This is a genomic window from Pseudomonas sp. FG29 (assembly GCF_057809355.1).
In genome coordinates, this window is the sequence record NZ_JBMDJU010000008.1 from 85441 (window position 1) to 98391 (window position 12951).

Sequence of the window (12951 nt, forward strand, 5' to 3'; positions counted from 1 at the left end):
CGCTATAAACGAAGACGACCACCACGCCGCTTGGCGTTGGCCAATCCATGGGGAATCAGACTCTGCCGATGGTGGGCATGGCACAGGGCGATGCCCAGTGCATCGGAGGCATCGATTTGCGGCTTCTGCACCAGCCCCAGCAGGTGCATGACCATCATCTGCACCTGCTGCTTGTCGGCAGCCCCCGTGCCGACAACCGCCTGCTTGACCTGAGTGGCGGTGTACTCGCTGATCTCCAGCCCGGCCTCCACACCCGCGACGATGGCCGCCCCACGTGCCTGGCCGAGCTTGAGCGCCGAATCGGCATTACGCGCCATGAATACCTGCTCGATCCCCATGGTCACCGGGCCGTAGGTGGCGATCACCTCACTGACACCGCGAAAGACGATCTGCAAACGCTCGGCCAGCGACCCATTGCCGGTACGAATACAGCCGGAGGCGACGTACTCGCAGCCGCGCCCGGTATCGCGCACCACACCATAGCCGGTGATGCGTGAACCAGGGTCGATTCCTAGGATGAGGGTCATGTCGGCAACTGTCTATTTATCCAGTTGGCGAGTATACGGAGGTCCTCATGCGCCGTCACTCGTGACGCGCCAGCCGAACCAGAGAAAACCGCAGGGCTAACGCAAGGTGGGCGCTGGATGGGCGTAGGGTGGGCTTCAGCCCACCAGGGTAGCCTGGCATGACGAGCCAAAGCGGAACACCACCCAGCCCACCCCATCCATCCGGGCGACGAGCGGGCTCAGCCGAGCTGCTCCATGATCTCGTCGGATACTTCGGCGTTGTGGTAGACGTTCTGCACGTCGTCCAGGTCTTCGAGCATGTCGATCAGCTTGAACACCTTCTGCGCGGTTTCCAGATCAGCGATCGGCGCACTGATCGACGGGATCATGGCGATTTCTGCCTCTTCACCCTTGAACCCGGCCGCACTCAGCGCCTCGTTCACCGCGTGAAACTCGGTGAAACTGGTCGACACCAGCGCCGAGCCGTCCTCGCCCATTTCCACGTCATCGGCGCCCGCTTCCAGAGCCGCCTCCATGAGGGCGTCCTCATCGACACCTGGGGCGAAGCTGATCTGGCCCTTGCGGTCGAACATGTAGGCAACCGAACCATCGGTGCCCAGGTTGCCGCCGCACTTGCTGAAAGCATGACGCACCTCGGCAGCGGTGCGATTGCGGTTGTCGGTCATCACCTCGACGATGATCGCCACACCGCTCGGCGCGTAACCTTCGTAGCTGAACTCGACTACGTTGTCGGCCTCGTTGTTGCCGGCACCGCGAGCGATGGCGCGGTCGATCACATCGCGCGACATGTTGTTGGTCAGCGCCTTGTCCACGGCCAGGCGTAGGCGCGGGTTATCCGCCGGGATCGGGCCGCCATGCTTGGCGGCGACCGTCAGCTCACGAATCAGCTTGGTGAATATCTTGCCCCGCTTGGCGTCCTGGCGACCCTTGCGGTGCTTGATGTTGGCCCATTTGGAATGACCAGCCATAACTCACTCCATCTTTTTCAAAACAGACTACAACCGGCGCAAGCCGAGATGAGAACCGTCGCGAGCGCAGGTCAGGCAAGGCGGAAAGAGGTGAGAAAGCGCAGTTTGCTGAAGCAAATGAGCATTTCGAACCTCTTTCCAACGCAGCATGACCAAGCGCAGCAGGTTATCACTCGGCTTTGGCTTGCTCGCGCAGGCGGATATGAAGCTCACGCAGCGACTTGGCGTCCACCACACCCGGCGCCTGGGTCATGACGCAGGCCGCGCTCTGGGTTTTCGGGAAGGCGATCACTTCGCGGATCGATTGCGCACCGGTCATCAGCATCACCAGGCGATCCAGGCCGAAGGCCAGGCCACCATGGGGCGGCGCGCCGAACTTCAGAGCATCGAGGAGGAAGCCGAACTTCTCTTCCTGCTCGGCTTCGCTGATGCCCAGCACCTCGAAGACCGCTTGTTGCATCTTCTTGTCATGGATACGGATCGAACCACCGCCCAGTTCGGTGCCGTTGAGCACCATGTCGTAGGCACGCGACAACGCAGCGCCCGGGTTGGCCTTGAGCTCGTCCGGAGTGCACTTGGGCGAGGTGAAGGGGTGGTGCATGGCCGTCAGGCTGCCATCGTCGTTTTCCTCGAACATCGGGAAGTCGACGACCCACAGCGGCGCCCATTCGCAGGTCAACAGGTTCAGGTCGTGACCCAGCTTGATGCGCAGCGCGCCCAGGGCTTCGGAGACGATCTTGGCCTTGTCTGCACCGAAGAACACGATGTCGCCATCGACTGCACCGACGCGATCGAGGATCACATTGATGTTGTCCAGCGGGATGTTCTTGACGATCGGCGACTGCAGCCCTTCGACGCCGGCAGCACGCTCATTGACCTTGATATAGGCCAGGCCCTTGGCGCCGTAGATGCCGACGAACTTGGTGTAGTCGTCGATCTGCTTGCGCGGCATGCTCGCCCCGCCCGGAACGCGCAGCGCGGTGACGCGGCATTTCGGGTCGTTGGCCGGGCCAGCGAAGACCTTGAACTCGACATCCTTGAGCTGGTCTTCAACGTCGACCAGCTCCATCGGGATGCGCAGATCCGGCTTGTCCGAGCCGAAGCGGCGCATGGCTTCGGCCAGGGTCATGTGCGGCAGCTCACCGAATTCGACGTCCAGTACTTCCTTGAACAGGTTGCGCACCATGGTTTCGGTGAGATCCATGATGTCTTTTTCATCGAGGAAGCTGGTCTCGATGTCGATCTGGGTGAATTCCGGCTGACGGTCGGCACGCAGGTCTTCGTCGCGGAAGCACTTGGCGATCTGGTAGTAACGGTCGAAGCCGGCCACCATCAGCAGCTGCTTGAACAGCTGCGGCGACTGCGGCAGGGCGAAGAAGCTGCCGGCATGGGTGCGGCTCGGCACCAGGTAGTCGCGCGCGCCTTCCGGGGTGGCACGGGTCAGGATCGGCGTTTCCACGTCGAGGAAGCCGTTCTCGTCGAGATAACGACGGATGCTCGAGGTGATGCGCGAACGCAGCTTGAGCTTCTCGGCCATCTCCGGGCGGCGCAGGTCGATGAAGCGGTAACGCAGGCGGGTTTCTTCGCCAACGTCGGTGTATTCATTGAGCGGGAACGGCGGGGTTTCCGCTTCGTTGAGCACTTCAAGCTCGTAGCCCAGCACTTCGATGGCACCGGACGCCATGTTCGGGTTGCGTGCGCCTTCCGGACGCAGACGCACCTTGCCGGTGATCTTGACCACGTACTCACTCCGCACGCGATCAGCCTTGGCGAAGGTCTCGGCACGATCCGGGTCAAACACCACCTGGGCCAGGCCTTCACGATCACGGATATCGAGGAAGATCACCCCACCATGGTCACGGCGACGGTGTACCCAGCCGCAAAGGGTGATTTCCTGGCCATCCAGGCTCTCGTTCAACTGGCCGCAATAGTGGCTGCGCATCATGATCGTGGTTCGCTTCTCTGATTAGGTCTTGGACAGGTCAGGTCTCGCCCTGCGCACTCAGGCCAGGGCAGCGCCGGTATGCGCTTGGCGTATAGCCGGCTTTGACAAAGGGCGGGATTATATAGCCTAAATCGCCTTGACGCAGCCGCCAGGCCGCACACAAGAACGCATTGAACAGCAAGACAGCCAGCAGGCTCATGCAGCCTGACTCGGCAACTGGACAGGAAAATGAACTCGGCGCTATCAATAGGCTCTGAATATTCACCTGATTGATATAAGCCAAAACCGGCTCGGCCATGCTCATGCTAGGCTCTCGCCTACATTTTGGGCACCACATCCCGAGCCATATAGAGAGGAGAAGACCATGGATATCAACATCGGAATCGCCGAGCAGGATCGCGCCGCCATCGCAGAAGGCCTCTCGCGACTGCTCGCCGACACCTACACCCTCTACCTGAAGACTCATAATTTCCACTGGAACGTCACCGGCCCGATGTTCAACACCCTGCACCTGATGTTCGAAGGGCAATACACCGAGCTGGCGCTGGCCGTGGACGCCATCGCCGAGCGCATCCGCGCCCTCGGCTTCCCCGCTCCAGGTACCTATGCCGCTTATGCCCGCCTGTCTTCGATCAAGGAAGAAGAAGGCGTGCCGAGCGCTGATGGCATGATCAAGCAACTGGTCGAAGGCCAGGAGGCCGTGGTACGCACGGCGCGCGGCATCTTCCCGCTGCTGGAAAAGGTCAGTGATGAACCGACCGCCGACCTGCTCACCCAACGCATGCAGGTGCACGAGAAAACCGCCTGGATGCTGCGTAGCCTGCTGGCTGCCTGATCGCTCAAAGGCCCGGCTTGCCGGGCCTTTTCATTAGCTCTGCCACGCGCACTGATCTATGCTAATCGCATATGTGATCAATCCACCGTGCGTGTATGCCCCTGCCTCCGAAGAATCCAACCGTCCTCGAACTCTTTCCCGAGGAAACCCGCGAAGCGGCCGAGCTATTGAAGCAGGCCGTGCCACTGATGGTGCGTCACGATATTCCGCCCAACCCGGTGCACTACGCGCTGTGGTACTGCTACAGCAAGGGCAGCGATCCGGAACTCAACCGACGCCTGGACAAAGTCGTCGAAGACTTCGATGCCTTCCCGCCCGAGGTGGCCACCCGACTGTTTCGCGAATACGTGATCCACGGCGAACTCGAGGAGGCGCGCGCCGGACAGCAGCAGGTGATCGAACTGGTCGACGACATCGAAGATGACGTGTCACGCAGCGTCAGTGGCAGCCAGCACTATCAACTCAGCCTGGCACAGGGCCTCAACGCGCTGCAGGAGCCGATCATCGACGACCTGCCGAGCGTGCTCAACGAGCTGCAGGAAAGCACACAGCTCATGCAGGATCAGCAGGAAAAATTCCTCTATCGCCTGCGCGCCGCTCAAAACGAAATCCAGCACCTGCGCAGCCAACTCGAGCGCGCTCATCTTGCCGCCACGCTGGACAGCCTGACCCGAGTCTTCAATCGTCATGCCTTCACCCGCCTGCTCGATCAAGCACTGAATGACTCCAGCACAGGCCTGGCACTGGTGATTCTGGACATCGATCACTTCAAGCAATTCAACGACCAGTACGGCCACCCACTGGGAGACCGTGTACTGCAACACGTCGGCCAACTGCTTCGCGATCAGTTGCCGGCACGCGCCTTCGCCGCGCGCTATGGTGGCGAGGAGTTTTGCGTGGTGCTGCGCAACAGCACCAGCCTCGCAGACGTGCACCGTTTCGCCGACCACCTGCGCAGCAAGATTCAGAGCCTGCGGGTCAAGGTGCGCAGCACCGATCAGGTACTCGACAGCATTACCGCTTCTTTCGGCTTCGCTCTGGCTGAACCGGGCGACACGCTGGAAACGCTGCTTACCCGGGCGGACGACGCCCTCTACCAAGCCAAACGCAACGGCCGCAACCAGGTTCATCCAGCCATCGGCGAAACCGTGCTAAGCGCTTGATTTGAGTAGCCTCTACCTTTGCTGTTAAATACAGCCCGCGTTGCGCTTTCTACCTGCGACGACACGGCCGCACACCGCTGTGCGCCACCCACCTGCACCTTTACAACCAAGTCATTCCTGAATCTGTGAGTTCGTCAAACATGTTGAAAATCGCCCATCTACTGGTGGGGCTCGCCGCCCTGCTGCTGTCATTCTTTTCCGGCTTCGCCACACCCGAAGGACTGCTGGCAACACCAAACGCGCTGTACCTGGCACTGATCGCCCTACTTAACCTAACAATCGCTCCGAGCGCGGCTATTACTGCAGCGAGCACCCGCCAACAATTGCAAAGCATCGCATGCGTGTTGCTGATCCTGGCCGCCGTACTGCAAGCGCTGGTGCTGCTTGCACCGCTGCCCAGCATCGGCAATCAGCCCGCCATCTGGCTAAGCCTGCTGATCGCCGGAGTTGCTGTAGCCCTGCACCTCGCCTGCCAACTGCCACGGGAAACCGACGCTATCCAGGCACCACAAGCCAAGGTCGCAACCAAAGCCGAGACAGCTCCTGCCGCAGCGGTCACGCCAGAGGAAGACCGTGAAACCGGCACCGTGAAATGGTTCAACACCTCGAAAGGGTTCGGTTTCATTTCGCGGGATTCGGGCGAAGATATTTTCGTGCACTTTCGCGCCATCCGCGGCGAAGGCCATCGCGTCCTGGTCGAAGGGCAACGCGTGGAGTTTTCCGTGATGCAGCGCGACAAGGGCCTGCAGGCCGAAGACGTGATCGCTGCCGCACCACCACGCCGCTGATATAAAACCTCGACAAAATAAAAGCCCGCGATCAACGCGGGCTTTTTCCATCTCAGTAATGGGGGGGCGGAGCATCGCTCTCGACGATCCCCACCTGCCCCTGCAACTCTTCCTGCCGCCGCGCCAGTGCCGCAAACTGAGATTGCAAGCGCTCGATACGCCGGTGCTGCTCGACCAACTCATCATTGAGCGCCTGAATGGTGTCATCCTGGAAAGCCAGGCGGCTTTCCAGCTCGGTGACACGAGCCTCCAGATTCATACGCCCTCCTCTGCAAAACGGAAGTTTTCGGTCAACACCAGACGCAACTTCTGCTTCAGCGCTTCGACCTGTTCGGCCGTGTAAGCCACCGCCGGATGGCGCCCCCAGACCGGCGCGGGCCAGGCCGCATCCGCACGCTTGCGCACGATGACATGCATGTGCAGCTGGCTCACCACGTTCCCGAGCGTCGCCACATTCATCTTATCCGCTGCGAAAGTATCTTTCAGCGTCTCAGCCAGCAGAGTCGTTTCCAGCCACAACTGACGCTGATCCTGCGCATCCAGCTGAAACAGCTCGCTAACCTCCTCGCGCCTGGGCACGAGGATAAACCAGGGATACTGCGCGTCGTTCATCAGCAACAAACGACTCAATGGAAAGTCTCCAACCAGCAGACAGTCCTGCTGCAAACGCGAATCCAGGGTGAACATCACACCTCTCCTAATCACCGCTCACCAAAAGCTTAGCGCGGATGAAGCCATACGCCGATGCCGCGCAGCATACGCAGACAAAGCAGCCACTTCACCCAAAAACACACGCACCAGCTCAGGGCGCACACCACACATCCGCACCACAGGGGCGCACCATTTTGTTTCCTAACGTAATGCTCACCGCACAGCGTTACCGAGAACACCCCTCACACCCAGCCATAAACCTCGGCATCAGCATCTGATCAGAATCCTCGACGAGGCGAATGCCACCTTACCCCCACCGGCAGAGCCACAGCCGCCGGGCACGACACCGACAACACGACAGCCCAAACGTGCGAAGACCACAAAAAAACGATAAATCCACACACCACAGAAGAGTTGTGCACGACTTTTGCTACACCTCCCAGCAATGCCCGGTACGCCGCGCAGCAACCCAATAACAGCGGTACCCGGCACTCCCTGAACCGCGAAAGCGTCGGCCTGCCGTAGCACGAAAAGCAGAGCTATATATTTGCGACATTCTCCCCAACTCGATGCGACATAGGGCCAAAGAAGTCGTCAGGAATAGACTGCAACTATCGCCAACATTGGCTGCGTGCTATAAGTTAGCGCCGACACAAAAAGAAAGAGCCGCCCATACAACAAAACAGTGGGCAGCGCAACTCTTCTAAACCCAAGGAGCAATCACGATGCAAGTGATGAAGTGGAGCGTAATCGCCCTGGCAGTCGCCGCGGGCACCAGCCAACTGGCCTTCGCCAGCGCACAGTCCGAGTCGAACGGTTTCATCGAAGACAGCAGCTTCAATATCTTCAACCGCGTTCTGTACATGAACCGTGATTTCCGCTCCGGCGGCCCGCAGCGCAGCGATCAAAGCTATCGCGAAGAAACCGGTCTGGGCATTCGTCTGCTTTACGAATCCGGCTTCACCCAAGGCACCGTTGGTGTCGGTTTCGATGCACATTCCCTGAGCAGCTTCAAACTGGACGGTGGTCGCGGCCACCGTGGCAACGGCCTGTTCGATCAAGCCGGTAACGGCCACAGCGAAGACACTCAGACTGAAGTTGGTGGCGCAGTAAAATTCCGCATCTCCAATACTGTTCTGAAGTACGGCAACCAAGTCGTAGCAAGCCCTGTTTTTTCGACTGACGACAGCCGAATCCTTCCGGAAGTTGCGACCGGTACCTACTTGGTTAGCGACGAGATCGAAGGCTTGGAGCTCAGCGCAGGTCGCTTCACCGCCATCAGCAGCCAGACCAGTACTGACCGCGATACGTTCGGGCTGAAAGAAATCAACATTTACGGCGCCAGCTATAAATTCACTGACAACCTGAGTGCTGCGCTCCACCACTCTGACGCAGAAGATAACTTCAAGAAGTATTACGCCAATGTGAACTTCAACCTGCCGCTGGCAGATGATCAGGCGCTGAACTTCGACCTGAATGGTTATCGCACTCGCGGCGACGGCAAAAAAGAGCTCGGCGAGATGGATAACAACATCTGGAGCCTGGCCGCTGCATATTCCGTAGGCGCCCACACCTTCACCCTGGCACATCAGCGCTCCAGCGGTGATACCGGCTATCGTTATGGCGCTATCGATGGCAACGGCACCATTTTTGTAGCGAACTCGGTTCAGTATTCCGACTTCAACTACAAAGACGAAACCTCTTGGCAAGTTCGTTACGATATCAACATGGCATCCTACGGCGTGCCTGGCCTGAGCTTCATGACCCGCTACATTGTCGGCGACAATATCGACATCGTCGGTGTTGACAGTGACGCCCAAGAGCGCGAATTGGATCTGGAAGCCAAGTACGTGATTCAGGAAGGTGCTGCCAAAGACCTGTCCTTCCGTGTTCGTAACGCGTTCTACCGTGCAGACAACTCCGTGGACAGTGATATCAATGACTTCCGCCTGATCGTTGAATACCCGCTGAGCATTCTGTAATCCTCCTGATTACCGAATAGTTCGAGCAGTCAATCAGCCCGGCATTTGCCGGGCTGATTCTTTTATAGCACCACAATTACGCGAGAGTTCCAGGCAGCACATACGTGCCCGTGACGTGCGCCACCAACTCGTCTTCGTTTCCCGCCGAATAAATCGAGACCTCGCAAACCGCCTGCCGCCGGCTCAAACGCAAAATGCTTGCATGCGCCAGCAGGTCAACAGGCTTGGGCTTGACCAGAAAGTTGATGTTCAGATTGGACGTCACCGCCATCTCGACACGCCCCAGGCGCCCCAGCACGACGGCGTACATGGCGGCATCGCCGAGCGCCATGATGGTTGGCCCGGACAAGGTGCCACCTGGGCGCACCAATTTGGCGTGAAAAGGCACCCGCGCCAGCACACCACCTGCATCCAGTCGGTCGATACGCAGGTCGATATCCTCAGCCATCGGCAACCCCGAGCGGATCAGCGCCTGCACGTCTTGCGCGGTTAATGTCGACATTCTCTCTCCACGGCGTGACCTTGATCGATGACAACGACAGAATCATCGGCACGAGCGAATTCACGCCTGCCGCGTCCTGTACGCCACTGTATAGGCACCGTACAATGCCGGCCTATTCCAAGCCCTAGCAACCGACAGAACGGCCAAACATGCGTACCAGTCAGTTCCTGCTCTCGACCCTGAAAGAAACCCCTTCCGATGCCGTGGTGATCAGCCACCAGCTGATGCTGCGTGCCGGCATGATCCGCAAGCTGGCCTCCGGCCTGTACACCTGGCTGCCGATGGGCCTGCGCGTGCTGCGCAAGGTGGAGAACGTGGTGCGCGAGGAAATGAACGCCGCCGGCGCCCTGGAAGTGCTGATGCCCGCTATCCAGCCGGCCGAGCTGTGGCAGGAATCCGGTCGCTGGGTGCAATACGGCCCGGAACTGCTGCGCATCAAGGATCGCCACGACCGCGAGTTCTGCGTCGGCCCGACCCACGAGGAAGTGATCACCGATCTGGCCCGTAATGAGCTGAACAGCTACAAGCAGTTGCCGATCAACTTCTACCAGATCCAGACCAAGTTCCGTGACGAGATCCGTCCGCGCTTCGGCCTGATGCGCGGCCGCGAATTCCTCATGAAGGACGCCTACTCCTTCCACGCCGACCAGGCGTCCCTGCAGGAAACCTACGACCGCATGCATCAGGCGTACTGCAACGTGTTCACCCGCCTGGGCCTGAATTTCCGTCCGGTGCAGGCCGATACCGGCTCCATCGGCGGCACCGGCTCGCATGAATTCCATGTGCTGGCCGACTCCGGCGAAGACGATATCGCCTTCAGCGACAGCTCCGACTACGCCGCCAACATCGAGAAGGCCGAAGCCCTGCCGCGCGAGAAAGTGCGCCCGGCGCCGACCGAAGAACTGCGCCTGGTCGACACGCCCGATGCGAAAACCATTGCGGCCCTGGTCGAAGGCTTCAACCTGCCGATCGAGAAGACCATCAAGACCCTGATCGTGCATGCCGCCGAAGAAGGCAAGCTGATCGCTCTGGTGGTACGTGGCGATCACGAGCTCAACGAGATCAAGGCCGCCAATCTGGAACAGGTCGCCAATCCGCTGACCATGGCCAGCGACGCCGAGCTGCGTGCCGCCATCGGTGCCGGTGCCGGTTCCCTCGGCCCGCTGAACCTGCCGCTGCCGATCATCATCGACCGCTCCGTGGAGCTGATGAGCGACTTCGTCATCGGTGCCAACATCGACGACAAGCACTACTTCGGCGTCAACTGGGAGCGCGATCTGCCGGTACCGACCGTGGCCGACCTGCGCAACGTCGTCGAGGGCGATCCGAGCCCGGATGGCCAGGGTACCCTGGTGATCAAACGCGGTATCGAAGTCGGGCACATCTTCCAGCTCGGTACCAAGTACAGCGAGGCCATGAACTGCCAGGTGCTGGGAGAGAACGGCAAACCGGTGGTGCTGACCATGGGCTGCTACGGCATCGGCGTGTCCCGCGTGGTGGCTGCTGCCATCGAGCAGAACTTCGACGAGCGCGGCATTCGCTGGAACGACGCCCTGGCGCCCTTCCAGATCGCCCTGGTACCGCTGCGCTACGAAACCGAGCAAGTGCGCGAAGCCACCGACAAGCTCTACGCCGAGCTGACTGCCGCCGGTTACGAAGTGCTGCTGGACGATCGCGACAAGAAGACCAGCCCCGGCATCAAGTTTGCTGACATGGAGCTGATCGGCATTCCGCATCGCATCGTGGTCAGCGACCGTGGCCTGGCCGAGGGTAACCTCGAATACAAGAGCCGCGCAGAGACCGAGCCGCAAGCCATTGCCCTGGCTGATATCCTGCCCTTCCTGCAAGCCCGTATCAGCCGCTGATTACAGCGCACCACCGAGCCATCATGCACACGAGCTACAACCTTCGCCTCATCGGTGCCGCCCTGTGCGGCGCCGTCTTCCTCAGCGGTTGCGCCAATCATCTGCCGCAACGCAGCGAGCACGAGGAGCGCGTCGAGCGCAAACTGCTGGATCACACCCTGCAGATCGACGTGGGTGAACCCAAAGTACTGGAGCTGCCGCAACGGCGCGTGCGCGTGCATGAACAGAAGAGCTTCGAGGTGACGGATTTCGAGGTCACTCGCCGCTACGACCGCTACACGCCCTACCAGCCCTGGCGCGAGATCTATGAAGTGCCCATGGGCGCCGTGGCGGTGGTCGCCGGTGTTGGTGCCAACGTGCTCAACGTGGTGCTGCTCGGCAGCCTGCCGGAAAGCGCAACGCGCGACTGGATCAGCTACGGCATTGCGGGCCTCAACCCGTTCATGAACGTGGAGTCCAACGGCCGCGCCGAGCAGAACCTGGCCAGCATTGACGAGGTGCAGCAGGATCGGCACATGGAATACAGCAACCTGCCCTGGGCCGAGCGCCCGGTGCTGGTCAAGGCGGGCAAGCAGGAGTTCGAGCTGCTGACCGACCGTAACGGTGTACTGCGCCTGAACCTGCTGGATAGCCCATTCAGCGAGCAGGACATCGGCCGCATCGGCACGCTGCTGTTGAGCGTCGAGGACGAGCAAGGCCAGGTGAAAGCCGAGGCCAATCTACTGGTCAGCCATACCCTGCGCGGCAAACTGCACGAAGCTCACGACCTGATCTTCGACGATCTGGAGGGTGGCGATATCGCGCAGTGGGTGCATCGGGTCAAGCGCCTGTCGGATCTCGGCCTCGAAGAGGAAGCCAGCGAGTTGGAGCAAAGCCTGATCGAACTGACGCGCAACGACCCGGAGCTGCAGGAGGCATTCCTCAAGGCGCTCCTGCATGATGCCGGTCGCCTGGCCGCAGACCCCGAAGCCCAGTGAGCACCTGAGCCTGGCGCCGTCCATGCGATCGGCGCCAGCCCCCTACTGAGGCTTGAGCAGCAGCAGCAGGGAAACCGGTTGCACGCTTTCCGGATGCAGCGGCTCCTGCAGCCATTCCAGGCGCCAGCCGGTGGCGGCGATCAGGCTCAGCCAGGACTGCAGGGTTCGGAAGAACCACGGCATGGGCGCCTGGAACCCCTCGCCAAAACCGACGAAATCCTCGACTCGCCAGCCATCCTGATAAGGTTCACCGTGGCTCGCGCGCCAGGGATGCAGGGTCTGGATCAGCAAACAGCCATCACGGGTCAGTAGCTGGTGCAAGCTGCGCATCAAGGGTTCGAGCGGCTCCTCGAGCAGGGCGAAATTACACACCAGTACTTCGAATCGGCCCAACTGCTCGGCCTGGGTTTCCAGCTCCGCATAGCCGCAGACGCGGTACTGGCTGCCACCCTTGCAGGCGGCGCGCGCCTTCTCGATCAAAGGGGCGGATGCATCGACGCCAACCGAGGCGATCCCGTGCTCGGCCAGACCTCGACACAGCCAGCCCTCACCACAGCCAATATCGAGCACGCGCTTAGGCTGCAAGGCCAGCACGGCCTGCAGGATCGCCGCATCGGTGACCAGACGCCGGCTTTCGATGCGCTGCTCGCGCACGGCAGCGGCCCAGGCATCGGCGTTCGCCTGCCAGCTCATCTTCAGTTGCTCACGGTGATCGCGTTGCATGCACCCGCCTCCCGCAGTGGCCTTG

Annotated in this window: 14 protein-coding genes and 1 pseudogene; 7 read left to right on the forward strand and 8 right to left on the reverse strand. The window is 60.5% G+C overall.

All coding sequences use genetic code 11. From position 1 onward, the window contains the following. Positions 1-2: 2 nt before the first annotated feature. The 4 genes from ruvC to ACODS1_RS11110 form a co-directional block, all read right to left on the reverse strand. On the reverse strand, positions 3-527 hold the full coding sequence (gene ruvC, locus ACODS1_RS11095; protein WP_489085690.1) for a crossover junction endodeoxyribonuclease RuvC: 525 nt from the start codon (positions 525-527) through the stop codon (positions 3-5). Positions 528-745: 218 nt separating this feature from the next. Further along, the gene (locus tag ACODS1_RS11100) at positions 746-1495 is read right to left on the reverse strand and encodes a YebC/PmpR family DNA-binding transcriptional regulator (protein WP_322978601.1); all 750 of its coding nucleotides are present in this window, start codon (positions 1493-1495) and stop codon (positions 746-748) included. A 169-nt stretch (positions 1496-1664) separates the two neighbouring features. Further along, entirely contained in the window at positions 1665-3440 is a 1776-nt protein-coding gene (gene aspS, locus ACODS1_RS11105; protein ID WP_489085691.1) for an aspartate--tRNA ligase, read from the reverse strand. A 37-nt stretch (positions 3441-3477) separates the two neighbouring features. Next, the gene (locus tag ACODS1_RS11110; RefSeq protein WP_489085692.1) at positions 3478-3744 is read right to left on the reverse strand and encodes a hypothetical protein; all 267 of its coding nucleotides are present in this window, start codon (positions 3742-3744) and stop codon (positions 3478-3480) included. A 60-nt stretch (positions 3745-3804) separates the two neighbouring features. Here ACODS1_RS11110 and ACODS1_RS11115 point away from each other — a divergent pair, with 60 nt between their 5' ends. The 4 genes and pseudogenes from ACODS1_RS11115 (at position 3805) to ACODS1_RS11130 (ending at position 6226) form a co-directional block, all read left to right on the forward strand. Next, entirely contained in the window at positions 3805-4275 is a 471-nt protein-coding gene (locus ACODS1_RS11115) for a Dps family protein (protein ID WP_489085693.1), read from the forward strand. A 95-nt stretch (positions 4276-4370) separates the two neighbouring features. Further along, entirely contained in the window at positions 4371-5438 is a 1068-nt protein-coding gene (locus tag ACODS1_RS11120; RefSeq protein WP_489085694.1) for a GGDEF domain-containing protein, read from the forward strand. A gap of 140 nt (positions 5439-5578) precedes the next feature. Further along, positions 5579-5848, forward strand: a pseudogene (locus ACODS1_RS11125) (cold shock domain-containing protein membrane protein); the annotation flags it as partial. A 177-nt stretch (positions 5849-6025) separates the two neighbouring features. Next, the gene (locus ACODS1_RS11130) at positions 6026-6226 is read left to right on the forward strand and encodes a cold-shock protein (RefSeq protein WP_322978695.1); all 201 of its coding nucleotides are present in this window, start codon (positions 6026-6028) and stop codon (positions 6224-6226) included. A 52-nt stretch (positions 6227-6278) separates the two neighbouring features. Here ACODS1_RS11130 and ACODS1_RS11135 read toward each other — a convergent pair whose 3' ends face one another. Continuing rightward, a complete protein-coding gene (locus tag ACODS1_RS11135; protein WP_322978606.1) occupies positions 6279-6485 on the reverse strand; it encodes a SlyX family protein in 207 nt (68 codons plus the stop codon). Further along, positions 6482-6913: an HIT family protein gene (locus ACODS1_RS11140; protein WP_322978607.1), complete on the reverse strand. Its 432-nt coding sequence runs from the start codon at positions 6911-6913 to the stop codon at positions 6482-6484. The genes ACODS1_RS11135 and ACODS1_RS11140 overlap by 4 nt, the downstream gene beginning before the upstream one ends. Before the next feature lie 689 nt (positions 6914-7602). Here ACODS1_RS11140 and ACODS1_RS11145 point away from each other — a divergent pair. Further along, complete coding sequence (locus ACODS1_RS11145) at positions 7603-8859, forward strand: OprD family porin (protein ID WP_489085695.1); 1257 nt, start codon at positions 7603-7605, stop codon at positions 8857-8859. A 76-nt stretch (positions 8860-8935) separates the two neighbouring features. Here ACODS1_RS11145 and ACODS1_RS11150 read toward each other — a convergent pair whose 3' ends face one another. Beyond that, a complete protein-coding gene (locus tag ACODS1_RS11150; protein ID WP_489085696.1) occupies positions 8936-9361 on the reverse strand; it encodes a PaaI family thioesterase in 426 nt (141 codons plus the stop codon). 149 nt (positions 9362-9510) lie between these two features. Here ACODS1_RS11150 and ACODS1_RS11155 point away from each other — a divergent pair, with 149 nt between their 5' ends. Together ACODS1_RS11155 and ACODS1_RS11160 are read left to right on the forward strand one after the other, a co-directional pair. Then, complete coding sequence (locus ACODS1_RS11155; protein ID WP_322978609.1) at positions 9511-11226, forward strand: proline--tRNA ligase; 1716 nt, start codon at positions 9511-9513, stop codon at positions 11224-11226. A gap of 23 nt (positions 11227-11249) precedes the next feature. Continuing rightward, complete coding sequence (locus ACODS1_RS11160) at positions 11250-12203, forward strand: hypothetical protein (RefSeq protein ID WP_322978610.1); 954 nt, start codon at positions 11250-11252, stop codon at positions 12201-12203. A 42-nt stretch (positions 12204-12245) separates the two neighbouring features. Here ACODS1_RS11160 and ACODS1_RS11165 read toward each other — a convergent pair whose 3' ends face one another. Further along, positions 12246-12926 (reverse strand): class I SAM-dependent methyltransferase, encoded by a 681-nt coding sequence (locus ACODS1_RS11165; protein WP_322978611.1) that lies wholly within the window; start codon positions 12924-12926, stop codon positions 12246-12248. Positions 12927-12951 lie beyond the last annotated feature (25 nt).